The following is a 26202-nucleotide window of genomic DNA, read 5'->3' on the forward strand; positions in this document are numbered from 1 at the left end:
TACTATGAGCATTGATGCTATTTTATCGCCTGTCTTTCTATCTTTAAGAGTAGCTGCATGCGCCACTATTCTCGTTACAATTTTAGGGACAATTGTCGGGCGAGCACTAGCTCGCTCCTCATGGCGATATAAAGTACTATTAGAAACCATATTTTTATTACCAATGGTACTTCCACCAACTGTTATCGGCTTCTTTCTCATTATCATCTTTGGAAACAACAGCCCGATCGGAAAGTGGGTTGAATCATTATTTCAGCAGTCTATTATGTTCACATCTACTGCTGCGATCATTGCTTCTACAGTTGTTGCATTTCCGCTTATGTACCAATCAGCGAAAACGGGATTTTCTATCGCAAATGTACAAATTGAAGAAAGTGCTCGTGACCTTGGCGCAAGTGAATATCAAGTTTTTCTGCACGTTACACTTCCGCTCGCATTTCCTGCCTTACTAAGCGGGATGATTTTGAGCTTTGTCCGCGCGCTCGGTGAATTTGGCGCTACACTTATGTTTGCCGGGAACATTCCTGGTAAAACACAGACAATCCCAACTGCAATTTACATGGCTATTGATGCAAGTAATATGCAACTCGCATGGACACTTGTAGTTATTACTATCGGTATGTCACTCGTATTTCTACTATGTATTCAACTTATTAATAAAAGAATTACTAACTCTTAAAGCAGCTTTTTTCGAAGCTGCTTCTTTATTTCTTAGGAAATAAAATATACCATCGGGAAATAACTGAATTTTACCTCTTATTAAAATATACATTTTATTTGAATTCACTTTCTAAAATAGGCAATTTCCTGTTATTATATGGAGGTGTTTCAAAAAATGAAGAAATGAAAACGCATTTATATCGTGAATTCTTCATCCTGTTTTAGCGATCGGTAATCTTCTACTCTATTAGTGGGGCATTACCGATCGTTAGAACGATATGTAACTATATTGGTATAGCAAACCGAAGGGAGTCTTGTAATGGACATTTTATTAGCGCTTCTTCCTGCAATTGCATGGGGAAACATCTTATTAGTAAGCGTAAAAATGGGCGGTGGTGCATATAGCCAAACGGTAGGTATGACAATCGGTGCTCTATTCTTCGCAACAATTATGTATGTATTTACTCAACCAGCTTTAACAATGACAATCTTAATTGTTGGTTTTATTTCAGGTTTATTCTGGGCTTTAGGACAAGTAAACCAATTAAAAACAGTTGAAAAACTAGGTGTTTCAACTACTGTAACGATTTCTACTGGTATGCAACTTGTTGCAACTTCTATCTTTGGGGTTATCGCTTTCCGTGAGTGGACTACTACTACAACGATCATTCTGGGAACGATTGCAATCCTATTAATCGTAGTTGGTGTTGTATTCACATCATTAGATGATAAAGAAAATGCTCAGCCACCTGGACAATTGAAAAAAGGACTTCTTACTTTAATTGTTTCTACTTTCGGCTATCTTGTATATGTAATTATTATTCGTTGGTATAATATCGATGGTTGGTCTGCTATTTTACCACAAGCAGTTGGTATGTTTGTTGGTGCGGTTGTACTGACGTCTAAACATAAACCATTTAACAAATATGCAATCCGTAATGCTTTGTCTGGTTTACTATGGGGAACTGGAAACTTATTCTTACTTCTTTCATTACCACGTGTTGGAGTAGCAACAAGCTTCCCATTATCTCAAACTGGAATCGTTATCTCAACATTCGGTGCGATTGTATTCTTAGGTGAAAAGAAAACAAAACGTCAATTGATCTTTATTGCACTCGGTAGTGTTTTAATTATTGGCGGCGCTGTATTACTTGGTATGACAAAAGCATAATCTTATATTCTATTAGTAAACCCCTGAAGCATATGTACTTCAGGGGTTTTTTAATTCTAATTATTTTCTAGATATAATTATTTGTATGTTCTTGCCCCTTATAATTGCTCTTCCACTCTAGCAAACCAGCTACACATATAAAGAGATTAATAATAGCTAATATTAGCATGACGTATAAACCAGTAGAAATATAAATTACAATGCTAACTACGTTATATAAAATCCATAAATGCCAGTTTTCTAATATTTTTCGACTTAACATAAATTGAGCCACTAGTCCCAATACGGCATTTAAAGCGTCTAAATATGGACTTGTTGACTCTAAATAACGGACTTGATAATAACCCCAACCAATCCAAGCAACTAAAATAAAACTTATATAAAAAGTCCATCCTTTCAAATCTAAACGAACTGTTGCTTTTACCTCTCCCTCCCCACTTCGTGCAATCCAATAATACCAACCATATACATTAAATATAAATTGAAAAGCGGCTAATACTGCCATTGCATATAAACCTTGTGTAATAAAAATGTATAGAAATACCGCAACAGTAATCATGCCAAATAAAAAGTTGGATACTTTTTCTCTCGCTAATAACCAAACATTAATGATCCCCATAATTGATGCGAAAATTTCAATATAACTCGATTGAATATACAATCCAACTAATACACAAATAATACTAGAAACAAGTAAAAAAAGTGAACTTCTAACCATATTTATCTCTCCCCAGATGTGTAATAAATTCCCTATCACCAGTATAAGGAATAGCCCTTTCCTTTACCATGAATTTCCTCCTTCTCATTATCCATTCCATCTACGGTAAGTCTTTTCTTTTTACAAAATTCTCTTAAAGATGATATCGTTTTTATAACATATCTCTACTAGAAAGGAATAAAGGATATGCTAACTAAACATCGAATTTTATTTATTGGTGCCGGTCGTATGGCAGAAGCTATATTTTCCGGATTACTTAAAACAAGCAAAGAGTACATCGAAGAAATTATCGTCTCTAACCGAAGCAACATAGAAAAGCTAAAACAGTTACAACATCGATATAATGTGTATACTACAACAGATTGGAAACAGCATGTTACATCTGTTGATACGGTTGTTTTAGCAATGCCACCTTCGGCTCATGAAGAGTTATTAGCTGAGCTATCTCCGTTAATATCAAATCAACTAGTCGTAACAGTAGCAGCTGGCATTGGACCATCTTATTTAGAAGCTAGACTCCCAAAAGGCACGCCTGTTGCTTGGATTATGCCTAATACAGCTGCTGAAATTGGAAAGTCTATCTCCTTATATACAATGGGACAATCAGTAAACGAGATACATCAAGAAACCCTGCAACTACTTTTAAAAGGTATTGGTACTTCGCAACTTTGTACTGAGGAAGAAGTTCATCAGCTTACTGCAGTTACTGGAAGTGCACCAGCCTTCCTTTATTACTTTGCTGAAAGCTTAATTGAAGCAACAAAAAGTTATGGAGTTGATGAAGAAACCGCAAAACATCTTGTCATTCAAATGATTTCTGGCTCTGCTTCTATGCTTGAACAAACGCAAAATCCAGCTAACCTTCGCGAACAAGTAACAACGCCAGGTGGTTCCACAGCTGAGGGTCTCAAAACTTTATACGAATATAATTTTTCAGAGGCAATTCAAAAAGCAGTAGAAGCAACAAACAAAAAAGCTAGGGGGAAATAATATGATTTTAACAAGTTTAAAAGACTATACAACATTACATAACGGTGTAAAAATGCCTTGGTTTGGTTTAGGTGTTTTTAAAGTAGAAGATGGTTCAGAAGTAATTAATTCTGTAAAAGCAGCAATTAAAAATGGCTACCGCAGCATCGATACTGCAGCAATCTATCAAAATGAAGAAGGCGTTGGGCAAGCGATTCGTGAATCCGGTGTTTCACGTGAAGAATTATTTATTACCTCAAAAGTATGGAATAGCGATCAAGGATATGAAACAACACTTCAAGCATTTGAAACTACATTAGAGAAATTAGGTCTAGAATATTTAGATTTATATTTAGTACATTGGCCTGTAAAAGGGAAATATACTGAATCATGGAAAGCATTAGAAACACTTTATAAAGATGGCCGTGTTCGCGCTATCGGTGTGAGTAATTTCCACATTCACCACTTACAAGACGTATTTGAAATTGCTGAAATTAAGCCAATGGTCAACCAAGTGGAATACCACCCACGTTTAGCACAAGAAGAGTTACATGCATTCTGTAAAGAACATAATATCCAGCTTGAAGCTTGGTCACCATTAATGCAAGGACAACTACTAGATAATCCAACGTTACAAGAAATTGCGACAAAATATAATAAATCAACTGCGCAAATTATTTTACGTTGGGATTTACAAAACGAAGTTGTAACAATTCCTAAATCAATTAAAGAACATCGCATTATTGAAAATGCAAACATCTTCGACTTTGAATTAAGTGCTGATGATATGAAAGCAATTCAAGCTTTAAATGAAGATCGTCGCGTTGGTCCAGATCCAGATAACTTTAACTTCTAGTAGAAAAACCACTGCCATATGCAGTGGTTTTTTCATTTAAGAAAACTGAAAATTTAAACTATATTTCATTTAGTTGACACTTCATTATTCAAGGTGTAAGATTTTGAATTATCAAAGAAACACAAAAATTAATAAAATTTATTCGTTTACTCATTGTATCAAGAGAGGTGGAGGGACTGGCCCTTTGAAACCTCGGCAGCAGGTTCATTTTGAATACTGTGCCACTTCCTGCAAGCTTTATGCTTGAAAGATAGAATGAGGGACTTCGTTTATATACGGGTGCATAACTTGTACGTAAAAATCCCTCTTTCTCAATATGAAAAGAGGGATTTTTTATTTTTCATTTCCCTCATCATCATCCAAACTTAATTATTTAGGAGGAAAATCAAATGAAAAAGAAGTTTGTACCCGGTATTGCATCAGTTGTAGGAGTAAGTATTTTATTAACTGGTTGCGGTAGTTATAAAAACGAAGCAAGCGGAGCAAATGCAAAAGACGAGGCACCTAGTAAACAGGTTTTAAACTTATCTTCACCTACTGAAATACGAACAATGGATACGGCTCGTGCTACAGATACTGATTCTGGTCAAGTAATGAGAAACGTATTTGAAGGTTTGTATAATCTTGGTGAAGGTAACAAACCTGTTCCTGGTGTTGCAAAATCTCATGAAGTAAGTGGCGATAAAACGAAATACACATTCCATTTGCGAGATTCAAAATGGTCAAACGGCACTCCTGTTACAGCTAAAGATTTTGTGTTCGCTTGGCAACGTGCCGTAGATCCAGCAACAGCCTCTGAATATGCATTTTTATTCTTTGATATTAAAAACGCAACAAAAATTAACAACAAAGAACTTCCAGCCGACCAACTTGGTGTAAAAGCAGTTGATGACCATACGTTTGAGGTAGAATTAGAGCGTCCTGTTCCTTATTTTATTAGCTTAACAGCGTTCCCAACATTTCTACCAATTAATGAGGAATTCTTTAAAGTACAAGGTGATAAGTACGCTTTAGAAGATAATACACTCTTGTACAATGGAGCTTTTACACTAAGCGATTGGAAGCACGAACAAAGCTTTAAATTTAAGAAGAACCCTACCTATTGGGATAAAGATACTGTCAAACTAGAAGAAATCAATTTTAATGTCGTAAAAGAAAAATCAACAGAAGTAAATTTATTCGAGTCAAAACAATTAGATCGTATAAAACTAACATCTGACTTCGTCGATAAATATAAAAAGGATGCTAACTTTAAAGAACGTCCAAACGTAGGCGTACAATTTTTACGTATGAATCAACAAAACAAAGTACTTCAAAACGTTTCTGCACGCCAAGCAATTGATCAAACAATTGATAGAAAATCCTTTGTAAATACGTTATTAAATGATGGCTCTACACCAACATTTGGTCTCGTTCCAAAAAACTTTGCAAAAGGACCTGAAGGAAAAGACTTCCGTACTGCAAACGGCGATTTAACAAAAGTTGATACAAAATCTGCACAAGAGTTATGGAAAAAAGCTAAACAAGAGCTTGGTTCTGAAAAGATAACATTAGAATTATTAACGAGTGATGCTGACCTTGATAAGAAAACTGGTGAATTCTTAAAAGGACAACTAGAAAAGAATCTAGATGGATTAACAGTAAATATAAAACCTCAGCCGCGTAAGCAACAAGTTTCGCTTTTATTAAAAGGTGACTACGAAATCGGAATTGATGGCTGGAGCCCTGACTTTGCGGATCCAATTACATTCCTTGAGCTATTTACAACGAATAACCCTTATAACTTAGATCATTACTCTAATAAGGAATTCGATGAAACAATAGCAAAAGTGAAAACAACTTTAGCTGGTGATGAAAAAGCTCGCTGGGAAGCATTACTAGCATCCGAGAAAATATTATTTAAAGACTCTGTTATCGCTCCTCTTTACCAAAAAGGCGAATCTTATTTAGAACGTTCTTATGTGAAAGGAATTGTGCAAGTAGACTTTGCAGGTCAATTAAACTTCAAGTGGGCAAAAATTGAAAAATAAAGTGAAACTTTAATAAGTGGGGGTTTCTTCATCCCCACTTATTATTAGCCCACACCAATTGTTTTTTTAGCAAAACATATTAAAAATAGGTTCTCTCACACATGAGAATCTGCTTTTTTAATATATTATTCTGAGAAATTAACAATCTATTTTTATTATTGACATATAGTTCTTTTCAGTGTTAATATTCTAAATAATCAAAGAAACAAAATATTTCACCATCAAAATATAATGTCTACTACGTTGAAACATATAACGATAGATTATAGTTCAACATGTATATACATATAGAACACCTGATTACCTATAAACAAATATTTATAATAGGTTTTATCTCCTTCTATAGCTACTTCAAGACACGGACATTATGACGTTACGAACAACACATTTAGGGAGGAACGAACAATGAAGAAAAAAGTTGTACCTGTTGTTGCATCTGTTTTAGGGGCAAGTCTATTACTAACTGCTTGCGGGGGAAATAAAGATAATGCAAGCGGAGCGAAAGCAAACGATAAAGCACCTGATAAACAGGCAATTAACTTATCATTCGCTTCAGAAATTCCAACAATGGATGTTGCAAAAGCAACGGATGGGGAATCCATGAACGTAATGCGTAATGTTTTTGAAGGGCTATATGCAATGGGAGAAGATAATAAACCGGTTCCTGGTGTCGCTGAGTCGGTTGACATTAGTCCCGATAAAACAAAATATACATTCCATCTCCGTGATTCAAAATGGTCAAACGGTACTCCTGTTACAGCAAAGGACTTTGCCTTCGCTTGGCAACGTGCCGTAAATCCTGATACAGCAGCTGAATACGCATTCTTATTCTTCGATATAAAGAATGCGAAACAAATAAACCAAAAACAATTGCCAATTGATCAACTAGGGGTCAAAGCTGTTGATGATAAAACGTTAGAAGTACAACTAGACCGTCCTGTTCCCTACTTCTTAAGCTTAACTACATTCTCAACATTCTTACCAATTAATGAAGAGTACTTAAAGTCTCAAGGCGATAAATATGGTTTAGAAACAAATCATTTAATTTATAACGGTGCTTTCACATTAGATAACTGGAAACATGAACAAAGCTTCCAATTGAAGAAAAATCCTAACTATTGGGATGCTAAAACTGTAAAATTAGAAAAAATCAACTTCAATGTCGTTAAAGATAAGTCTACAGAAGTGAACTTATATGATTCAGGACAAATTGATCGTGTTGCTTTAACTGCAGAGTTTGTTGATAAATATAAGAGCGATCCAAACTTCAAAGAACGCGCTGAAGTCGGCATTCAATTCTTACGATTAAATCAGAAAAATGAAACATTAAAAAATCAACATGCACGCCTTGCTATTAACGGCGCAATGAATAAAAAAGCTTACGTAGAAACAATCTTAAATAACGGCGCTGTTCCAGCTGAAGGAATGGTTCCTGCGAAATTTGCAAAGAGCCCAGAAGGCAATGACTTCCGTAAAGAAAATGGAAATCTAGTCAAGGATGATGTGAAAACAGCGAAAGAAAACTGGAAAAAAGCAAAACAAGAACTTGGTACTGACAAAGTAACAATCGAACTATTAACAAGTGACAATGCTTTAGCTAAAAAGACTGGTGAATATTTAAAAGGTGAATTAGAAAAGAACCTAGATGGATTAACAGTGAATTTAAAACCACAACCACGTAAACAACAGCTAAAACTACTATTAAGTGGTGACTATGAAATTGGTATTGACGGCTGGGGCCCTGACTTCGCTGATCCAATTACATTCTTAGATTTATTTACAACAGATAGTGCTTATAACTTCGATAAATACTCTAACAAAGAGTACGATGAGCTAATTCATAAAGTGAAAACAGATTTAGCTGGCGATGAAAAAGCACGCTTTGAAGCAATGAAGCAAGCTGAAAAAATTCTATTACAAGACGGCGCTGTCGCTCCTTTATACCAACAAGGCCGTTCTTACTTACAACGCTCTTTCATTAAAGGACTTGTAACAACTGACTTCGGTGGTGAGTTTAACTACAAGTGGACAGAAGTTACAAAATAATAAGTGCTAATAAAAAGGTATCCCACCCAGGATACCTTTTTATTTTATACTTCTTTAACTACAGAGCTTCTTCTTCCCTTTACCATTCCTTTTATAGCTAAAGTCATCACTGCTACTGATTGTGTAACCAATACAATAACTAATAACGAAATAATATTTCTCTCTAAACTAACTCCTCCAAATATTATTGTATAATAGCCATTCGCTGCATATGTTGCAGGAAATAATTCACTGATTGTTTGATATGTTTTAGAAAGCATTTCATGTGGCACAGTTACAACCATTTGTGTTAATGAAAGAAAGGCGAAAAAGACTATTGTCAATAATCCTCTTTTCCTTCTTTTTGCATTGAACCAAAACTCATCATAAATATAAACACAAACATCAAATATGTTCTCCATGTCAAAGAAGGTATATGCCCTGACCAAAGATAGCTAACTAAATAATTAATTCCCATAATACAAGACGATATTACTAAACTAATACTTATTAGTTTTACATATTTGAGCATATCTTTTCTCCTTGTTTTTATTTTTCTACTTCTTCAAACTGTAGATTCACCGGATCTTCTAAAAGTGTTTCATAAAAGTTCTCTGCCAAATCTGTTGAAGGGATTTTTTCATCTACTTCATCAAATCGAATACTATCTAGCCACACACAACCTTCTCCTGATAATAAAACACCAAATGCAATACCAAGTGCTTCTTCTTTTATATCTAATACAACCGAGTACGATTGCCAGTTATTCGTATTTTTAATGGGGCGATTTTGCATATTATCCATAGCGAGCGGTTCTGTATCTTTTCCATCTACTCGCATCCACAATCCTGCCCAATCTCTTACATTTTCACTCTTAATAAATGCTGTAAAACGTAATCTCTTCCCTACATATTTATCCGCTCGGAACATTTGCATTAATGTTGAAAATCCTCCGTGCGTAACATTCTCTTTTGCTTTTATGTATGCAGATACTTTTCCTTGATGGACAACTTCATAATCTAAACCCATCTCATATTCAGCAGGATGACTTCCACTTAAGATCCATCCTTTCGGTATACCTTTTTGCATTGAAACACCCTCTCTTTCTATATAAAATGACTGAAAGTACTTTCGATATTTCTTTGGTGGCAATTGAAACATTCTTTTAAAAGCTCTCGTAAATGCCTCTTGTGAGGAAAAACCGTATTGCACTGCAATATCAATAACAGCTCTCTCTCCGTTGACACTAAAACTTGCGCAGCATGAGTTAACCTTCTCTTTCGAATATAATCTGTTACACTCATCCCAACATATCTTTGAAAGATGCGATGAAAATGGTACATCGATACTGCACTGTGAGATGCCACTCTTTCTGTTGTAAGCTCCTCATGTAAGTGATTCTCTATATATTCAATTGATTTTTTTATTATCTCTTTATATTCTTCATGCATTTTAGCCCCTCCCTCACAACTTCAATTTACCATATACATACAAATCGTTTTTGATTTAAATTGCGGATTAGCCCTTGTGACTGCAGGATAATAATTTATTTTCAACACATACATAATTACATGTTTTTGGGAAAAACTTGTATAGAACGAATTTACATAAGGAGGAATTTATAATGAGAATTCTACTATCAGTTTTATTAGCTCTTATGCTAGTACCTGCATTAACAGGATGTAAAGCTCCTGCCAAAGAAGACACAACTTCTAATAAAAAGACGACTGAAGAAGCAAAAAATGAGGCTCCTGCAGATTTAAAACTAAACTTCAATGAATTCGATTTAAAGGCAGACTACCAAGATACAAAGAAAGACTACGAAGCAGACTATAAAAATGTAGCAGCTGACAAGAAAATGGAAGCAAAAATTGAAGATCATAAAGCAGATGTAAAATTAACAGGAGACGAGGCTATCACAAAATTAAGCCCACTTCTACAAGAATTAAAATTTGATAAAGATACTCCTGACCAAGAAGTAATCGATCAAGTAGTGAACGTGTTCAAACTTGATAAAGACTATCAAAAATTCGATTTAGAAGTTGTCTTCTCTGATGGAACGAAAAAAGAATATAAAAGAGAAATAAAATAAAGAAGTAGGCGGTAGTAAGAAGAAAAAATAACCTTGCATAGGCAAGGTTATTTTTTCGTTTCTGCTTGAAAACGTTTATAGTATGTCGATGCTGTTGCAAAATTAATTTCTATATCACGAATCAACGATGAATCTTCTTCTTTAGCTAACTTCTGTAATTTTTTCATTGCTTGTTCCGATTCATTCAAGAAACCGACATATACCTCATGTTCTTGCTCTTTCGACTTCGGAACACGAATTTCTTTTCGTATATGATCAATATCTTCTAACATGCTCGTTGTTACCTTTTGCACATCTTCTTTATATGTAGCAGTCGTTATTTCCTTACCGCCCTTTTCTTTTGCCACTTCAAATAACTGCAGTGCGTTATTAATTTCTTTATTCATTTTCAAATCGTATTTTTCATGTACTGCAAGGTATTCTTTCATTTCTTCTGTTTGTTCTGTAGATTGCTCTACCTTTTCTTTCGGTTCTTTCGTATCCTTATTTCCATTACATCCTGCTAGAAGGATCATACTTCCCATTACAGCAATACCCAAAACCTTCTTCATCTCTTCTTCTCCTTTTATCTACAGCTACTACTCATTATAGTTTCTTTTATCTCCACTTGTTATTATACCGAGAACATCCTACTTTTTACACTTAAGACGACATCGTAACATGTATACCAACATGTTTGTCACAGTATCGTCACTTTATACAAATAACTTTTGCACTGCTTTACTACTCACCTTACAAAACTGTAAGCACACATAAAGAACAAACCATGCTAGACTTACATATGCATAACGCAAACATATGTAAGGTTTTAAGGAGAATCATCTATGTACAACACAATACCTTTTATGGGAGAAGATATTCGTGTCCTTATTCGCGAAAAATCACTTCATATCGAAAATACAGAGAGCCTTCGCCGCGTATTAAAGAAGAAGCATGCTCCATTTAAGTTAGCTCAATATTTAAAACAACAACATACAAATCAATTTCATACCGTGCTAAATATATCGGATAAATCATTAACAATCGAAATCATCGGTCATGTCTACATTGGAAACTTTGCAGATACCTTAAAGGAAATCCCACGTATACCGAAGATTGCTCCTATTATCGTTAAAAAAGCGTATAAAATTACTGACCATACCGATATTATCGACTGTGGGGAAAAAGAAGTCGATAGTAATCGCTGGGTGTGGGATAAACTTGCTGTTTTATATGATACGATCATGAATAATGTGTATGAGGTATTTCAAAGAAATGAAAAAAAGAACTGATTCAAACATTCCCTTTGAATCAGTTCTTTTTTGTTAAGCCTCTAAATTTTGTTTTTGCTGCAGTTCAAACTGCTTCTCACTTCTTCTGGCCATAAATAGATAACATAACACTGCTCCTACTTCACAAAGCGCAATAACAACCCCCATCGGTAATGCTGTATTACTTCCACCGATACCTACTAGCGGCGCAACAAGAGCTCCTGAAATGAACTGTAATAAGCCTAATAAAGCTGATGCTGTTCCTGCAGCTTGTTTCTGATTTCTCATCGCTAATGAAAACCCAGTTGTTGATACAACCCCGACACTTGATACGACAAGGAATAACGAACATAAAACACCGATTAAACCTATTCCTAGTACGATTGTCAGTAGTAAAGATAGGCCACCAACAGCTGCGATAATAATACCAGCAACAAATAATGTCTTCTCATTCACTTTCCCCGCTAAACGACCCGTTACCTGACTAGCAATAATAATACCGATGCCGTTAATCGCAAAGAATAAACTAAATTGCTGTGGTGATGCTCCGTATATATTCTGCAACACAAATGGTGAGCCCGAAATGTATGCAAACATTGCCGCTGTTACTAATCCTTGTGACAATGCATATCCCATAAACAGACGGTCCTTTAACAATTTTCCGTACGTCGCCAAAGTCCCTGACAAACCACCCGTTTCTCTTTCTTCAGGAGGTAATGTTTCACGCAATACAAAAGTAGCTGAGATTAACATGAATACACTAATTGCTCCAAGAACGATGAAAACACCGCGCCACGTTGTAAACTGTAATAATTGCCCCCCAATAATCGGTGCCAAAATAGGTGCTGCTCCGTTTACTAACATAAGCAGTGAGAAAAACTTCGTCATTTCAGAACCTGAATACATATCACGTACCATCGCACGTGATATAACAATCCCGGCTGATCCTGAAGCTCCTTGTAGGAAGCGCAATAACACTAATGTCCAAATAGATGGCGCAACAGCACAAAGTAAAGAAGAAGCAACATAAATAATAAGAGCAATAATAAGAGGTTTGCGTCTTCCGTAAATATCACTAATTGAGCCAACAAATAATTGTCCTACTGACAGCCCAAGCAAACAAGCTGTTAATGTAAGCTGCGCGAGGGATGCACCTGTTTGCAAATCATCCGTTAACTTCGGTAATGAAGGCAAATACATATCAATAGATAATGGTCCAATCGCCGTAAGTGTTCCTAATACAAGAATCATCCATAACCTGTTTGCCTTTACAGGTTTATATATTTCGTGATTAACTTCATTCACTTTTTCAATTCACCCTTTCCTATACAAACTGAATCGTAACAATTATAGTTACATCATAAACATACGTCAAGTACAGCGCATTTTCCTCTTTCATAATGTAAAAAAAGCGATAGAAATTCTATCGCTTTACTTTTTCACATTGCTATTCGTAAATTTAGATACTGAGGACATCATCTCTCTCGTATCTAAATATGTAATTTGAATTGGGTCTCCTACTTCTGTAAACATAGCATATGGGAATTTCTTCACCGGTATCATAAATACCTTTTGTTCATTCTCTAAAAGTACGTACACGATTGTATTTTCACCTGATTTTTCTTTATATACACGTTGTACAATACCTTCTTTTTGCGCTTCTTTTCCTGTTGAGGTTGGTCTAAATGTATCACCATTACCGCTCATTACGTTTTTATAATTCTCAAGCGCTTCTTTCTGCGAAGAACCTGTCGCAAATATTTTTGCATTAGCAGCATATATAACTGTATGTGCACGTACTAGGCCTCCGTCATCAACAACCGGAATAATCCAAGCTGGTTTACCGTATACGTTATAAATGACAGGCATTGTCCCATGCCATTTCTCTCTCTTAAAGGAATTATCTACTACTTCTGTAGCTGCTGAACCATCCATAATCCCCTTTACTTCTTTTCCATTATAGTAATATAGCTTGCCTGTGCGTGCATCTACTAATGAATAGCCTAGGGCTGAATCTACTCCTTCTTTTGGAGAAGTAAAGTCTGTAAAATAATACAGTGTTCCATCTTTACCAAAGATCGGGGTCACGCCTTCTTTCGTTCCCCACTCAGTCGGAATTTTCATATCTGTTTGTGAGAATTTCGTATTCCAAAATCCGTGAATATATTTACCAAAGTACGTATTTAACGTAGATGCAGTCTCATGATTTAATACACCATCAACAAATTTAGGTGCCTTTCCTTTATCATATCTTTTCACTTCACCTGTTTGTGCATCTACTACGACAACACCTTCTACCTCAAATCCAGATCTTCCTGAAATAAATTCACCATACGTCATTGTATAATATGGTTTTCCTTTATCATCAACCTCAAATTTAGGTTTTCCTTTAAAGATTAAATTTGGTTCTGCTTGCCTTACCACACGCTCTAAATTATTACCAAAAAACATGCTTGGCACATATTTCATTTTATAACCGAGGTGCAGTTTCGCTTCCGCATCAGGATTCGTACCTGACATCGTTACATACCCTGGAATTGTCTCAGCTTTACGCGCTTTAAAAAATCCTGAAACTTCAATCGGCGCTACATATAAAGCTTCGCCGTTTACCATTTGTGGCGTTAATTCTCCTAGCTCAAAATAAGCTACTTTCGGAATATCACCAAATACTTTTTTCATCTTATTCTCCGCTGTCTTTGGCGGCACTGTAAACGGCTGGTCATTTTCAGTAAATGGCTCTGAAATATCTTTCTCTATCTTAACAACAGAATCATATTTCTTTTGCGAGATTACTATATCGTGCAAATAACCAAAGTAGCCGTAACTTGCGAGTAAAATAAACATTAGAAGTCCTTTTAATGTACCTTCTAATTTCCCTATTTGATCTTGTGAAAATAAAACAAGCCCAATTAAAATTGCTACTGCAACAGAATAATGAGTAAGAATCGAGTCTACCCGATCATCAATTAGCCAAAAGTATTCATAGATTGCAATACCTATCCAAAATAAAACAGGAATAACTAAAATAGATGATTTCTTACCCTTTACAACCTTCTTATCTCCCTTCTTATCCACTGCTCGAAGCTTACTACTACTTCTTGTCCATGGAATCAAAAACAAAGTAAGAATAGCTAAAACTACAAATTTCATCAAAGGCACTGTCCCCTTTTCTTTTGTATTCCCTTTTAGTATAACAAATAAAGGGTATTAAGGTGAAAATAGGAATAGTTATATTTTTTTACTACTTAATACAATCCCGCTCACTACATATAGAATAGATGCAATATAAAAAATTGTACCAATCGTAAAGAAATCTACTAAATATCCCGTGGCAATAACCGCTACTGCTCCGCCAATGGATGTCCACACATGGTATTTTCCAATCTCATAACCAGCCTTTTCCTGCGCAACCTTTCGTGCTAATGAAGTCTTCTCAGTATTACGCTGCACAGCACCTAAAACTCCCATTACAATTTGAAGAATATACACATGCCATACTTCCGTGGCAATCGGAAAGCAAAGCATTAAGATTGCCATGGACCAAGCGTATATGATTAATAATTTTTTATCACCTACTTGATCAGATACCTTTCCCACTAGTGGATATACAAGTGCTGATGTTAAAGCAAATAAGCCATACGCCCAGCCAAATTGCGAGAAGCTATTTCCAATGTTTCGAAGCAATAATATATAAAAAGGAAATACCATACTTCCTGCCATCATGATGATACTTTGCGAAGCCACAAATCTTCTATATGTCATTTCGTATACTCCCTATAAAATAAATTCACAAATCTCTCTTCTGAATCTACTTCCTTCTTTTTCTTGAGAAATTCTTCAATACGAGGATATGCCCTCTTTAACTGCTCTTTCGTTGGATAAGAATAGTACGGCAAATAGTAACTACCGTTATGCTTTAAAGTAACATCAATCATCTTCCGAATGACATCCTCTGTTTTCTTTATCTCACTCTCTGAGCGTCCCTGGTTAATCAAAAGAACCAGCGCAAACATATCATCTTTCGCATAGGACAAAACTGCATTTTCATTCTTTTCCACGTAACGAATCGTAATGTTGAGTAAATTAAACTCTTCTTCATTTAATACGTTACGTAAATCATCTATATACTCCGTGAAAGCATCTATAGGCACAAAGTATTCTTGTAACACTTCGGTCCTATTTGGATTTTCATATTCCATAAAAGCACTATCTGATCTCATAACATTATTACGCGTCTCATACTTTCCATCTGTACGTTCAAAATAACCTCTTTGTATATCCCAAAACGTATTCTTTCCCCAATCACTATAACGTGATAACCCAAGTAAAAATTTCGGTACCGCTATAATATTTTCTTCCTTTAATTCACTGTACTCTTCTCTCATATTTTGATTTTGTGCCAAAGTATAATCTGTCACATACATCTCTTTTAAAAATGAATTTGGAGCAACAGAAATACGCGCTAAGTGCATACGAACATTCTCATCTCTTTTCACTTTCTCTTTGAAATAAGATGCGTATTCTTTATAATCTATCATTCTCGTGTGCATTTCATATAATTCATCATCTGTTAACTTCAGCGTCACATCTAAAATAACTCCAAATAAACCGTAACCCCCAATGACATATGGAAATAACTCTGCATTTTCTTCTCTACTTACATTACGTACCGTACCATCTGCCATTAACAATCTAAATGAATCTACTGTATCAATTAGTGCCTCATGACGAATATCACGCCCGTGTACATTTACACTTAATGAACCACCAACAGTAAAAATATTTTGAGACTGCATGACCTGTACCGCAAGGCCATATGGATTTATTTTCTTCTGAATATCATTCCACGTGACACCACTTTGAACTGTAATCCACTTCTTCTCTGGATCAAATTCTAATATTTTATTATATCCTTTCATATCGAGCATCGTGCCATTTGGATAATATGTCTGTCCTCCTTGGCTATGTTGCATGCCTGCAATGGAAATTTTCTCTCCTGAAACTTTTGCATCTCGCACTAATTTTATTAACGAGTGCTCTTCCGTAGCACTTTCAACACGTTTTATTTTTGTCGGAAGCAATTTACCTACATCACTCATAATAGGATGATCAATTTGTTTTTTATACGTATGTACAGACGTTGCAAGCAAAACCGTATATGCGACAATGACCACTACTATCTTTCTTTTTTTCAAAGGACACTCTCCTTATTAGCAACAAAAAGAGATACCCGTTCTTTCAGGTACCTCTCTTGACAGTGATTACTTTGCTGCTGGCAATTGTATTGGATCAAATTTATCATACGATGTAAACTTCGCATCCGTAATAATGTGCGCTTTATCCTCACCATTGCTACTCATAACCATATCTATCTTTGCTGATTCATATTTAAAATCTTTTGTAATAATATATTCTCCATCTATTTCTTCTATCTTTGCATTTTGGCCTTGTAGCATTTGTTTCTGCTTTTCATCCATACTAGCTAACATACTCTCTGTCTCTTGCCCTTTTAATGCAAACTTCAGCTTATAATTATCTCCACTTTTATCCATCTTCACTTTATTTAAAATTTCCGATGGAATCTCTAAATTATCTACCATTCCTTGAGTCGCATTCATTCCGTTAGCATTTAATTGTTCCTCTGGTACAGACATAACTTCACCCGTATTAGGATTTTTCAACTGACCAGCAATTTTGCCACCCACATCATAAACAACAACCTCTGTACCAGAAACATTCATTTCAGAACGAGAATTTTTTTTCTTCGGCTCTAATTGCATTTTGGCCTTTATTACATTCATCTCTGTTCCTTCAGCCTTTATTCCCACATCATATGTCATCGTTACATTTTCTTCGTTTTTAAAAGCTTCATTCGCTTTATTAAAAACATCCTTCGCTGTTAATTCCTTTTCTTTCTGCACAGCTTCTTTTTTCGGTTCATCAGTCTTTTTTGCTTTCTCATTACTACACCCTACTCCTAGACCGACTGCAAGTACTAAACTTGAAATTAAAATAATTTTTTTCATAACGTCCCCTCCTTCCCAAAAATAATATCATCTCTTTTCCTATGAAATCTATATAATTCGTAATATTCTTCTTTAAATTTATTTCCTATATAGCAACATGTTTGAGAAAAAGTTTAAATATGATGTAAATAATAACAACTCATTTCAGGAGGTCATTATGAAAGCTATTATTTGCACAAAGTATGGACCACCTAATGTTCTCCAACTTCAAAATATAGAAAAGCCTAAACCTAAAAAAAATGAAGTATTAGTTAAAATTCACGCAACAAGTGTATCGACTGGAGATTGTAGAATACGTGGCTTTAATAGCCCCCTCTTATTTTGGATTCCTATGCGGATCATATTAGGTTTCAGAAAACCGAGAAAACCTATACTTGGCGTAGAGTTATCCGGTGAAATCGAAGACATTGGAACAGATGTAACACAATTTAAAAAAGGAGATCAAGTTTTTGCATTAACAGAACTAAACCTTGGTGGTTATGCCGAATACACATGCGTGCATGAAAGTGGATTAATAGCATTAAAACCTACCAATGTGACATATGAAGAAGCTGCCGTTATTCCTTTTGGCGGAACTTCAGCATTGCACTTCCTTAGAAAAGGACAGATAAAAAAAGGGCAACGAGTACTTATATACGGCGCCTCTGGGTCAGTAGGGACAGCTGCCGTACAACTTGCGAAATACTTCGGGGCGACTGTCACAGCCATTTGTAGTAGTTCGAATTTCGATTTAGTAACAGCTTTAGGGGCAGACAACGTAATTGATTATATGAAAGAAGATTTTACTAAGCGGGGCGAGCACTATGATATTATATTTGATGCAGTTGGAAAATATAATAAGTCTCTTTGTACAGATGCATTAATGCCTAATGGAAAATATGTATCTGTGAACGGAATGATGGCAAAAGTCAGTAAAGAAGATATGAACCTACTAAAACAACTAGCTGAAACAGAAAAGCTAAAGCCTGTTATTGATAGAACTTACCGATTAGAAGAAATTGCTGAAGCTCATATATATGTAGAAAAAGGACATAAAAAGGGGAACGTTTCGATTACCTTAAAATAAAATATATTCTGAAAATATCATTGACAATTCTTTTTGTACGATTTACTATTAGTACCATATTCAAAACTACATACACATACTCTTATCAAGAGTGGCGGAGGGACTGGCCCGATGATGCCCGGCAACCGAGCTTATGACGTATAAGCTAAGGTGCTAATTCCTGCAAAACGAGTTTTCGTTTTGGAAGATAAGAGAGGAATCTATTTCGTCTATTCGGCACCTCTCTTATTTTTTGGGAGGTGCTTTTTATTTTGGAACGTATATGAAGGGGGATTTATAGATGAAAAAGGTATTATTAAGCATTGTAAGCGGAGCAGTATTATTATTAGGCGCATGTAGTGTGAGTTCAGATAAAGAGGTAAAAGAATTAGACGAGAAAAAGATTACTGTCGGTGTAACAGGTGGACCACATGAACAAATTTTTGAAAAGGTAAAAGAAGTTGCAGCAAAAGATGGCCTCGAAATTGATATAAAAGTATTTAATGATTATGTAGCGCCAAACGTATCATTAGATGAAAAAAGCCTTGATGTAAATAGCTACCAAACGAAATCGTATTTAGATGTATTTAAAGCTGAACGCAATATGAAATTAGCTGAAGTATTTTCAACAGTAACATTCCCTATGGGTGTATATTCTAAAGATATAAAAGATGTAAAAGACTTAAAAGAGGGCGATGCAATTGCTGTACCAAATGACCCAACGAATGAACTTCGAGCTTTAAAATTATTTGAAAAAGCAGGGGTTTTAAAAGTTGATCCAAAGGCTACAGAAAAAGCGACTGCAAAAGATGTAATTGAAAATCCAAAAAAATTAAAGATTGTCGAATTAGAGGCATCTCAATTACCAACGCAACTAAGTGAAGTGAAAGCAGCTGCAATTAACACAAACTTTGCATTAGGTGCAAAATTAAGTCCAGCGAAAGATTCTATTTTCCGCGAAGGAAAAGATTCACCCTATGTGAACTGGGTTGTTGTTCGTACTGAAAATAAAGATGATGCCGTTGTAAATAAATTAAAGAAAGCTTATCAATCTAAAGAAGTAAAAGAGTTTATCGAGAAAAAATTTGATGGTTCAGTTTTACCATCTTGGTAGGAGCTGACGATAATGATTGAATTAAAAAACATATCCAAAGTATTTACAACAAAAAAAGGGAATGTTGAGGCTCTTAAGTCTACTTCCCTTAAAGTAGAAAAAGGCGAGGTATTTGGAATCATTGGGTATAGTGGCGCTGGTAAAAGTACATTGATTCGATGTGTAAATTTATTAGAAAAACCAACGACAGGAAATATCATTGTAAATGAACAAGACTTAACAACGTTATCGACAAAAGAACTAGCAAAAGCGAGACAAAAAATCGGAATGATCTTTCAAGGATTCAATTTACTTAAAACTGTTACCGTTTATGAAAATATCGCATTACCGTTACGGCTTGCTGGCATTCCAAAAGCAGAAATTGAAAAAAGAGTAGAAAAGTATTTACGCATTGTCGATCTTTTTAATAGAAAAGATGCGTATCCAAGCGAACTTTCTGGTGGTCAAAAACAGCGTGTCGCAATTGCTCGTGCGCTATCACATGAACCTGAAGTGTTATTAAGTGATGAAGCAACGAGCGCATTAGATCCAGAAACAACCGATTCTATCCTTGATTTGCTATTAAAGATTAACGAAGAAATCGGAATTACGATTTTACTCATTACACATGAAATGAATGTCATCCAGCGTATATGTGACCGCGTTGCTGTTATGGAACATGGATCTGTAGTCGAAAGTGGGACTGTAAAAGATATTTTCACAAACCCACAACATGTAACAACGAAGAAATTTGTAAATAGCGCATTTGCAGCGAAAATTCCAGAAAAGGTACAGAAAGAACTACAAAGTACTGGAGAAATTGTAACACTTTCATTTATTGGCACTACTTCAGGGGAACCTGCCTTAGCCGTTGCCACAAAACGGTTCCAAGTATATCCGAATATTTTATCCGGTAATATTACGCAGTTAAAACATGAAGCATATGGGAAACTAGTCGTTCATATGCAAGGGGAACAAAATGAAATCCACCGTGCTTTATCATTTTTACAAGAGCAAGGAATCATCGTAGAAGGAGGTAGAACAGATTATGGGAAACAAGTCCTTTTTGGATGAATGGGGTAAAGTCATATGGGAAGCCACAATCCAAACCTTTCAAATGACATCTATTTCATTACTCATCTCGATCCTTATTGCACTGCCACTTGGTGTTACACTTGTTTTAACGAGACCTGGTGGACAGCATGAAAATAAAATCATCTATCCTATTCTTAATACGGTTATTAATGTTATTCGCTCTCTTCCATTTATCATTCTATTATTCTTTATTTTGCCTTTTACAAAGTTTCTAATGGGAACATCCATTGGCGTACAAGGTGTTATCGTACCGCTTGTCGTCTTCACAGCCCCTTATATCGCACGTTTAATGGAGACAGCTTTACTAGAAGTCGATCGCGGTGTCATTGAAGCCTACCAAGCGATGGGAGTCTCTACTATAAAAATCATTTGGCACGTCCTGGTTAAAGAAGCTCGTCCCTCCCTTGTACTTGGATTAACAATCGCAACAATTGGCTTAATTGGCGCAACAGCAATGGCTGGCCTTGTGGGTGCTGGCGGGCTAGGGGATTTAGCATACCGCTTCGGACATTTACGCTACGAGCCTGAAGTAATGTATGCAACTGTCTTTATTTTAATTATCCTCGTTCAAGGATTACAGTCTTTAGGAAATGGTGTTGCACGAAGACTGAAGAAAGATTAAAAAAGAAGGTATCTCACTAAGGTGAGATACCTTCTTTTTTATCTTTTAAATCCACCTTCTGAATGAATAACTTGCCCAGTAATCCACTCAGCTTCTTCACTTACTAAAAATTTAATGAGTCTAGCTGCATCCTTTGGCTCACCAATTCTGCCAAAAGGAAACATCGGCTTTAACCCTTGTTTTATCTCTTCAGTCATCCATCCTGTATCAGTTGGTCCTGGATTAATTGCATTCACTGTTATTCCTAAATGAGCTACCTCTGCTGACAACGTACTAGTAAGAGCATCAATAGCTCCCTTCGTTGTTGCATACGCTAGTTCTCCTACCATAGGACCTTGAAATTGCCCCGAAGTCATATTCACAATTCTACCACCAGATTTTTTATCAAATCCTCGGGCAAATTGACTACTGAGCAATGTAGTCGCACGAATATTCACCATATAATGCTTATCTAATTCTTCAGCAGTCAACATAGAGAAATCATTATTCGTAGAATATGCTGCATTATTAATTAATATATGAGGGTACCCTAATTGTTCAGTAACTTTATTTATAAGCTCTTTCGGTGCATCATTCCGAGTTAAATCTAACTCCATGCTTGATACTCTAACACCGTTTTGTAATAGCTCTTCTTCTAATTGTATTTGTTCATTTTTCTCAACGCCCCATGGCATCTCTTTATCATAATCCGTCCAATACGTAAAAAATATATCGTATCCTGATTCAGCCAATTCTTTGCAAATTGCTGCGCCTATACCGTCTAGACGACTTACCCCTGTAATAACTGCTACTTTATTTTTTAATTGGTTCATCATATACTCCTCCAAGTTTAAAGGACGCATATTTTATATAAGAGATATAAACTTTCCCACAAAAAAGACAGATACATAAAATAGGCACCTATCCTTATAAAAGGGATGTACAAGCCAAATATGCATTCCTTGAATGATTTACAGATAACTAAATAAACCCTCGCTTATGAGAGAAAAATTCATCTATCTAGTAGTTTCTAATCATTACAAGTTCATCCACATATCTAGTCTTTTCCTCCTTTTGATATATCTCTATTATTAGTCTATCAAAAAAGATGAAATGTTACAAAAAATAAAACAATTACTCAAAACATATATTCGTTCACATTTCCTCTATTGTGAATTTGTTCACAATATATATATAATAAACATGTAAATACAATATTGGAGGGATTTCAATGGTTATCAATTTTTTAAGAACTGATAAACGTGCTACTTTCATATTATTACTTTTACGGCTTTACATAGGGTATACATGGTTCGCTGCTGGGATAGGCAAAGTCTTCGGACAATCTTTTGACGCAAGTGGCTTTCTAAAGGGTGCTATTGCTCAAGCATCAGGTGACCACCCTGCAGTACAAAGTTGGTGGGCAGATTTTCTTCAACATTTTGTCCTTCCAAACGCAGACCTATTTAGCTTTTTAGTTCAATGGGGAGAAATTTTAGTAGGTCTAGGTTTAATTTTAGGCGGATTAACAAAAACAGCTGCATTTTTCGGAATCATAATGAATCTTTCATTTTTATTAAGTGGAACTGTTAGTGTAAACCCAAACCTGCTTATTTTGACTATGTTCATTTTAGTTGCAGGGCAGAACGCTGGACGTATTGGATTAGATGGCTATGTTTTCCCTAAACTTTTCCGTAAAAACAACCACGGAACATATAAATTAAGTAAAACTGCGTAGTAACAGTTTACTTTTAAAATATAAATAAGAAAAAGAGCCTGAATATAGGCTCTTTTTCTTATTTATCCTAATTTAAACTTTTAACGAGCCACGAAAACCTCTGGCAGCATAGTAAGAGTCTGCTCCATTATGGTACACGAAAACATGTCCAAAGCGATAATCGCAAAATAAAGCACCACCGAGTTCTCGAATATCTAAAGGTGTTTGTACCCAACTTGATGATTTCATGTCAAAATCGCCAAGTTGTTGCAATTCCCGATACTGTTCTTCCGTTAATAATTCAATGCCCATAGCATTGGCAACATCAATAACGTTATTTTCTGGTTTATGTTTTTTTCTTGATTCTAACGCTTCAAGATCATAACAAAGACTTCTGCGGCCTTTAGGACTCTCCTTTGAACAATCATAGAAAGTATATTCGTCCTTTTCTTCATCATAACCAACAACATCCGGTTCACCACCAGTTACTTCCATTTCGTTAAGTGACCACATTTTTTCATTATTAGTAGTCAGCTTCGCTTCAACTTTAGCCCATTCAAGACCTTCATGGCGGTTCATGTTTTTCTCAAAACGAGCTTGCAATACTTTCAATAACTCTTCACGTTTTTCTACTAGTAAGTCATTTTTATTTCCTGTCATATTAGTCCTCCCTGATGTATGTACTGATAGTAGTTTAAGTATATATTTTATAATAAATCATCTCAATATGAAGACCGTTTCAACCTTATGTCTTGTACAAACATCCCTTACAAAGTCCTAAAACCCTCCATACTCTCTCCAAGAATATAGTGTGAAAACCACATCAAGTTCTGCTTCATAATAGCCACATGAACTCCTGGTTGGTCAGAACTATATGCCATTCCTTTAAATATAATTAATTCTGTATCAACTTCCATATCCATTAATCTTTGATATAGATCATATGCATTTGTAATTGGAATTCTTGCATCCTTTTCCCCATGTTGAATTAAGGTAGGCGTACAAGCTGATTTAATATACGTCATAGGTGATGTCTTCGTATATATCTCTGGATCATTCCATGGAGTATTTCCTAAATACATTCTAATAAAGTAAGGTATATCTGTATTTACATAATGGGTACTCCAGTTAGTTATTCCACCGCCAACTGAAATAGCTTTAAACCGACTACTAAACGTAGAACAGAAAGCTGATACATATCCACCGTTGCTCCATCCCATAACTCCTACTCTATCCTTGTCTACCATCCCTTTTTCTACTAGTTCATCCACTCCAGATATAACATCATCGTAGTCAGCAATCCCCTGTTTTCTATAGTTAGCTTTTAAAAATTCATTACCATAACCTGAACTTCCTCTGTAATTTGGTTCTAAAACGATAAAGCCTTTTTCAACAAACTGTTCAATCGGATATTTCTCATTGAAGCAGTCTGAAAATATCGGAAAAGATGCCCAAGCCGGACCGCCGTGAATTACTACTAATAAAGGATATTTTTTATTAGTGTCCAACTCTACTGGCGTTGATAAAACACCTTCTATTTCAAGACCATCGCTACTTTTCCATGAGATGATTTCCCTGTTACTTCTAAGTTTCCCTTTGAAAAAGCTATTTTCATCCGTTATTTTTTTATCGTCTAAATAGATTTCAAAGGTTTCATTTGTTATAGCCTTATTGTAGGATATATGTTTGCCATCCTTTGTTATAGAAGCATCCATTATAAAGCCATCTACTTTTTCGCTTAATATTTCCACAGTGCCATCTTCGGCTAGCAATCCAATAAGATAATTCGTTTTATTCTGCCACCTAATTAAAACCCCTTTAGCTGTCCACTGTAATGGCATAACCGTACTATCAAAATCTGTTAAAGGTTGAATTAGCTCTCCGGTATTTATATCATATATCTCTAACGTACTATCTTGTATATGGTTTCTATAGTAACCCTTCTCTCTTATGCTTGCTGTGTAACATATTTCACTGCCGTCAGGAGAAAAGCAAACACTCCCTCCCAACAACTTATCCACATTCAGCTTTTGTAGCTCTCCAGCTTTAATATGGAGTATGTATAGATCTCCATTTATATAATCTGCCATATTTGAGCTTGGTGTCGCCATAAATACAACCTTTTTACCATCATTTGAAATATCAAATTCATGGATATGAAAATCCTTACCATCTGTTAATTGATAAACAACTCTGTTCTCGTGTTCATCTGTATCACTTTGTATCACCTTCTCTATTTCAATGTAATATAAACAATTATTCTGGTGTTCCTTACCTATATGTTGAAAATCTCCATATAGATCCTTACGTTTCTTTATCTCCTCACATTCTTTTGACTGCGTAACATAATAAAGACCCTTGCCAGTAGGACCCCATTTGAATGTACTGACTCCTTCTTTCTCATCGGTAATTTGAAACTCTCTATAACCATCTAGTGACTTAACAAATATCTGATTTTTCCCATCACCAACTGGACTAAGATATGCGATACACCTAGCATCTGGAGACCATAATGGGTGTGTACTATCTATATCACCATTTGATAATGGGTAACTCTGCTTCTTATCTTTTTCATATATCCATACATGATTCCTATATGTATTGTCTTTCCAATCAGCCGTCTTCTTAACAAATGCTACGTTTTTACCATCATCACTTATGTTTGTACTTGATACGGTTGGTAATGAAATAATCTCTTCTATACTTAAATATGTTTTTTCATTCACTTTCATCAATATACCCCCTTGAAATGTCCATAAATCTCTCGTCTCTTTTTATCGTAATAAAGGAAATTGTTCACGAATACTTAAAATGATAACGGAAAATTCAGATAAATAAAAGTGAAGTCGATAAA

The 26202-nt window shown here is 35.4% G+C and carries 27 protein-coding genes and 2 riboswitches; of the genes, 13 read left to right on the forward strand and 14 right to left on the reverse strand.

What is annotated here, in order from left to right:
* Positions 1-4 precede the first annotated feature (4 nt).
* Complete coding sequence (gene modB / locus MR107_RS13960; protein ID WP_000020526.1) at positions 5-679, forward strand: molybdate ABC transporter permease subunit; 675 nt, start codon at positions 5-7, stop codon at positions 677-679.
* Positions 680-979: 300 nt separating this feature from the next.
* A complete protein-coding gene (locus MR107_RS13965) occupies positions 980-1831 on the forward strand; it encodes a GRP family sugar transporter (protein WP_000353544.1) in 852 nt (283 codons plus the stop codon).
* A gap of 67 nt (positions 1832-1898) precedes the next feature.
* On the opposite strand, the gene pnuC is transcribed toward MR107_RS13965, so the two are convergent.
* Entirely contained in the window at positions 1899-2549 is a 651-nt protein-coding gene (gene pnuC / locus MR107_RS13970; RefSeq protein WP_226368416.1) for a nicotinamide riboside transporter PnuC, read from the reverse strand.
* Between the two features lie 186 nt (positions 2550-2735).
* Here pnuC and proC point away from each other — a divergent pair, with 186 nt between their 5' ends.
* From proC to MR107_RS13990, 4 genes are all read left to right on the forward strand, one after another.
* Positions 2736-3539 carry a pyrroline-5-carboxylate reductase gene (gene proC, locus MR107_RS13975; RefSeq protein ID WP_242292452.1) on the forward strand — a complete coding sequence of 268 codons (804 nt, stop codon included), beginning with the start codon at positions 2736-2738 and terminating at the stop codon, positions 3537-3539.
* A gap of 1 nt (position 3540) precedes the next feature.
* Positions 3541-4374 carry an aldo/keto reductase gene (locus MR107_RS13980; RefSeq protein WP_242292453.1) on the forward strand — a complete coding sequence of 278 codons (834 nt, stop codon included), beginning with the start codon at positions 3541-3543 and terminating at the stop codon, positions 4372-4374.
* A 152-nt stretch (positions 4375-4526) separates the two neighbouring features.
* Positions 4527-4631: riboswitch (SAM riboswitch) on the forward strand.
* Positions 4632-4763: 132 nt separating this feature from the next.
* The gene (locus MR107_RS13985) at positions 4764-6404 is read left to right on the forward strand and encodes a peptide ABC transporter substrate-binding protein (protein ID WP_242292454.1); all 1641 of its coding nucleotides are present in this window, start codon (positions 4764-4766) and stop codon (positions 6402-6404) included.
* A 405-nt stretch (positions 6405-6809) separates the two neighbouring features.
* A complete protein-coding gene (locus MR107_RS13990; RefSeq protein ID WP_242292455.1) occupies positions 6810-8450 on the forward strand; it encodes a peptide ABC transporter substrate-binding protein in 1641 nt (546 codons plus the stop codon).
* A gap of 44 nt (positions 8451-8494) precedes the next feature.
* Here MR107_RS13990 and MR107_RS13995 read toward each other — a convergent pair whose 3' ends face one another.
* Genes MR107_RS13995 through MR107_RS14010 form a run of 4 tightly spaced genes read right to left on the reverse strand, consistent with a single transcriptional unit; the run spans position 8495 to position 9880 of the window.
* Positions 8495-8773 carry a hypothetical protein gene (locus tag MR107_RS13995; RefSeq protein WP_000156944.1) on the reverse strand — a complete coding sequence of 93 codons (279 nt, stop codon included), beginning with the start codon at positions 8771-8773 and terminating at the stop codon, positions 8495-8497.
* Entirely contained in the window at positions 8770-8961 is a 192-nt protein-coding gene (locus MR107_RS14000; RefSeq protein WP_000922547.1) for a hypothetical protein, read from the reverse strand. The genes MR107_RS13995 and MR107_RS14000 overlap by 4 nt, the downstream gene beginning before the upstream one ends.
* A gap of 17 nt (positions 8962-8978) precedes the next feature.
* Positions 8979-9641 carry a helix-turn-helix domain-containing protein gene (locus MR107_RS14005; RefSeq protein WP_242292456.1) on the reverse strand — a complete coding sequence of 221 codons (663 nt, stop codon included), beginning with the start codon at positions 9639-9641 and terminating at the stop codon, positions 8979-8981.
* Positions 9536-9880, reverse strand: a complete 345-nt coding sequence (locus MR107_RS14010; protein WP_242292457.1) for a helix-turn-helix domain-containing protein — start codon at positions 9878-9880, stop codon at positions 9536-9538. The genes MR107_RS14005 and MR107_RS14010 overlap by 106 nt, the downstream gene beginning before the upstream one ends.
* A 173-nt stretch (positions 9881-10053) precedes the next feature.
* Here MR107_RS14010 and MR107_RS14015 point away from each other — a divergent pair, with 173 nt between their 5' ends.
* Positions 10054-10521: a YusW family protein gene (locus MR107_RS14015; RefSeq protein WP_001221552.1), complete on the forward strand. Its 468-nt coding sequence runs from the start codon at positions 10054-10056 to the stop codon at positions 10519-10521.
* A 47-nt stretch (positions 10522-10568) separates the two neighbouring features.
* Here MR107_RS14015 and MR107_RS14020 read toward each other — a convergent pair whose 3' ends face one another.
* The gene (locus tag MR107_RS14020; RefSeq protein WP_000756525.1) at positions 10569-11072 is read right to left on the reverse strand and encodes a hypothetical protein; all 504 of its coding nucleotides are present in this window, start codon (positions 11070-11072) and stop codon (positions 10569-10571) included.
* 273 nt (positions 11073-11345) lie between these two features.
* Here MR107_RS14020 and MR107_RS14025 point away from each other — a divergent pair, with 273 nt between their 5' ends.
* On the forward strand, positions 11346-11792 hold the full coding sequence (locus MR107_RS14025) for a hypothetical protein (protein WP_242292458.1): 447 nt from the start codon (positions 11346-11348) through the stop codon (positions 11790-11792).
* A gap of 33 nt (positions 11793-11825) precedes the next feature.
* Here the strand turns inward: MR107_RS14025 and MR107_RS14030 are convergent, their stop codons facing one another.
* From MR107_RS14030 to MR107_RS14050, 5 genes are all read right to left on the reverse strand, one after another.
* A complete protein-coding gene (locus tag MR107_RS14030) occupies positions 11826-13085 on the reverse strand; it encodes a multidrug effflux MFS transporter (RefSeq protein ID WP_224200803.1) in 1260 nt (419 codons plus the stop codon).
* Positions 13086-13202: 117 nt separating this feature from the next.
* The gene (locus MR107_RS14035; RefSeq protein WP_242292461.1) at positions 13203-14921 is read right to left on the reverse strand and encodes a DUF3981 domain-containing protein; all 1719 of its coding nucleotides are present in this window, start codon (positions 14919-14921) and stop codon (positions 13203-13205) included.
* Positions 14922-14999: 78 nt separating this feature from the next.
* Entirely contained in the window at positions 15000-15533 is a 534-nt protein-coding gene (locus MR107_RS14040) for an MFS transporter (protein ID WP_000222352.1), read from the reverse strand.
* Positions 15530-16966, reverse strand: coding sequence for an FAD-binding oxidoreductase (locus tag MR107_RS14045; RefSeq protein WP_000746315.1), 1437 nt, complete (start codon positions 16964-16966; stop codon positions 15530-15532). Before MR107_RS14045 ends, MR107_RS14040 begins: the two co-directional genes overlap by 4 nt.
* 66 nt (positions 16967-17032) lie before the next feature.
* On the reverse strand, positions 17033-17797 hold the full coding sequence (locus tag MR107_RS14050; protein ID WP_242292459.1) for a hypothetical protein: 765 nt from the start codon (positions 17795-17797) through the stop codon (positions 17033-17035).
* Between the two features lie 157 nt (positions 17798-17954).
* Here MR107_RS14050 and MR107_RS14055 point away from each other — a divergent pair, with 157 nt between their 5' ends.
* The 4 genes from MR107_RS14055 (at position 17955) to MR107_RS14070 (ending at position 21652) form a co-directional block, all read left to right on the forward strand.
* On the forward strand, positions 17955-18863 hold the full coding sequence (locus MR107_RS14055; protein WP_000643856.1) for an NAD(P)-dependent alcohol dehydrogenase: 909 nt from the start codon (positions 17955-17957) through the stop codon (positions 18861-18863).
* 79 nt (positions 18864-18942) lie between these two features.
* Positions 18943-19057: riboswitch (SAM riboswitch) on the forward strand.
* An 86-nt stretch (positions 19058-19143) separates the two neighbouring features.
* Positions 19144-19956: a MetQ/NlpA family ABC transporter substrate-binding protein gene (locus MR107_RS14060; protein WP_000756994.1), complete on the forward strand. Its 813-nt coding sequence runs from the start codon at positions 19144-19146 to the stop codon at positions 19954-19956.
* Between the two features lie 12 nt (positions 19957-19968).
* A complete protein-coding gene (locus MR107_RS14065; RefSeq protein WP_000571313.1) occupies positions 19969-21009 on the forward strand; it encodes a methionine ABC transporter ATP-binding protein in 1041 nt (346 codons plus the stop codon).
* Positions 20984-21652: a methionine ABC transporter permease gene (locus MR107_RS14070; RefSeq protein WP_000527148.1), complete on the forward strand. Its 669-nt coding sequence runs from the start codon at positions 20984-20986 to the stop codon at positions 21650-21652. The genes MR107_RS14065 and MR107_RS14070 overlap by 26 nt, the downstream gene beginning before the upstream one ends.
* 38 nt (positions 21653-21690) lie before the next feature.
* Here MR107_RS14070 and MR107_RS14075 read toward each other — a convergent pair whose 3' ends face one another.
* Positions 21691-22467: an SDR family oxidoreductase gene (locus MR107_RS14075; protein WP_002180301.1), complete on the reverse strand. Its 777-nt coding sequence runs from the start codon at positions 22465-22467 to the stop codon at positions 21691-21693.
* A gap of 395 nt (positions 22468-22862) precedes the next feature.
* On the opposite strand from MR107_RS14075, the gene MR107_RS14080 reads away from it, so the two are divergent.
* Positions 22863-23369 carry a DoxX family membrane protein gene (locus MR107_RS14080; RefSeq protein ID WP_025690519.1) on the forward strand — a complete coding sequence of 169 codons (507 nt, stop codon included), beginning with the start codon at positions 22863-22865 and terminating at the stop codon, positions 23367-23369.
* 72 nt (positions 23370-23441) lie between these two features.
* On the opposite strand, the gene MR107_RS14085 is transcribed toward MR107_RS14080, so the two are convergent.
* Positions 23442-24008, reverse strand: a complete 567-nt coding sequence (locus tag MR107_RS14085) for a DUF4256 domain-containing protein (protein ID WP_000147393.1) — start codon at positions 24006-24008, stop codon at positions 23442-23444.
* 107 nt (positions 24009-24115) lie between these two features.
* The gene (locus MR107_RS14090; RefSeq protein WP_242292460.1) at positions 24116-26080 is read right to left on the reverse strand and encodes a S9 family peptidase; all 1965 of its coding nucleotides are present in this window, start codon (positions 26078-26080) and stop codon (positions 24116-24118) included.
* Between the last annotated feature and the right edge of the window lie 122 nt (positions 26081-26202).

Source organism: Bacillus cereus group sp. BfR-BA-01441 (assembly GCF_022663075.1).
GTDB classification, from domain to species: Bacteria; Bacillota; Bacilli; order Bacillales; family Bacillaceae_G; genus Bacillus_A; species Bacillus_A cereus.

Coding starts and splice junctions, on each gene's coding strand:
- modB (WP_000020526.1), top strand. CDS start 5: ATGAGCATTGATGCTATTTTATCGCCTGTCTTTCTATCTTTAAGAGTA.
- MR107_RS13965 (WP_000353544.1), top strand. CDS start 980: ATGGACATTTTATTAGCGCTTCTTCCTGCAATTGCATGGGGAAACATC.
- pnuC (WP_226368416.1), bottom strand. CDS start 2,549: ATGGTTAGAAGTTCACTTTTTTTACTTGTTTCTAGTATTATTTGTGTA.
- proC (WP_242292452.1), top strand. CDS start 2,736: ATGCTAACTAAACATCGAATTTTATTTATTGGTGCCGGTCGTATGGCA.
- MR107_RS13980 (WP_242292453.1), top strand. CDS start 3,541: ATGATTTTAACAAGTTTAAAAGACTATACAACATTACATAACGGTGTA.
- MR107_RS13985 (WP_242292454.1), top strand. CDS start 4,764: ATGAAAAAGAAGTTTGTACCCGGTATTGCATCAGTTGTAGGAGTAAGT.
- MR107_RS13990 (WP_242292455.1), top strand. CDS start 6,810: ATGAAGAAAAAAGTTGTACCTGTTGTTGCATCTGTTTTAGGGGCAAGT.
- MR107_RS14000 (WP_000922547.1), bottom strand. CDS start 8,961: ATGCTCAAATATGTAAAACTAATAAGTATTAGTTTAGTAATATCGTCT.
- MR107_RS14010 (WP_242292457.1), bottom strand. CDS start 9,880: ATGCATGAAGAATATAAAGAGATAATAAAAAAATCAATTGAATATATA.
- MR107_RS14015 (WP_001221552.1), top strand. CDS start 10,054: ATGAGAATTCTACTATCAGTTTTATTAGCTCTTATGCTAGTACCTGCA.
- MR107_RS14020 (WP_000756525.1), bottom strand. CDS start 11,072: ATGAAGAAGGTTTTGGGTATTGCTGTAATGGGAAGTATGATCCTTCTA.
- MR107_RS14025 (WP_242292458.1), top strand. CDS start 11,346: ATGTACAACACAATACCTTTTATGGGAGAAGATATTCGTGTCCTTATT.
- MR107_RS14035 (WP_242292461.1), bottom strand. CDS start 14,921: ATGAAATTTGTAGTTTTAGCTATTCTTACTTTGTTTTTGATTCCATGG.
- MR107_RS14040 (WP_000222352.1), bottom strand. CDS start 15,533: ATGACATATAGAAGATTTGTGGCTTCGCAAAGTATCATCATGATGGCA.
- MR107_RS14050 (WP_242292459.1), bottom strand. CDS start 17,797: ATGAAAAAAATTATTTTAATTTCAAGTTTAGTACTTGCAGTCGGTCTA.
- MR107_RS14055 (WP_000643856.1), top strand. CDS start 17,955: ATGAAAGCTATTATTTGCACAAAGTATGGACCACCTAATGTTCTCCAA.
- MR107_RS14060 (WP_000756994.1), top strand. CDS start 19,144: ATGAAAAAGGTATTATTAAGCATTGTAAGCGGAGCAGTATTATTATTA.
- MR107_RS14065 (WP_000571313.1), top strand. CDS start 19,969: ATGATTGAATTAAAAAACATATCCAAAGTATTTACAACAAAAAAAGGG.
- MR107_RS14070 (WP_000527148.1), top strand. CDS start 20,984: ATGGGAAACAAGTCCTTTTTGGATGAATGGGGTAAAGTCATATGGGAA.
- MR107_RS14075 (WP_002180301.1), bottom strand. CDS start 22,467: ATGATGAACCAATTAAAAAATAAAGTAGCAGTTATTACAGGGGTAAGT.
- MR107_RS14080 (WP_025690519.1), top strand. CDS start 22,863: ATGGTTATCAATTTTTTAAGAACTGATAAACGTGCTACTTTCATATTA.
- MR107_RS14085 (WP_000147393.1), bottom strand. CDS start 24,008: ATGACAGGAAATAAAAATGACTTACTAGTAGAAAAACGTGAAGAGTTA.
- MR107_RS14090 (WP_242292460.1), bottom strand. CDS start 26,080: ATGAAAGTGAATGAAAAAACATATTTAAGTATAGAAGAGATTATTTCA.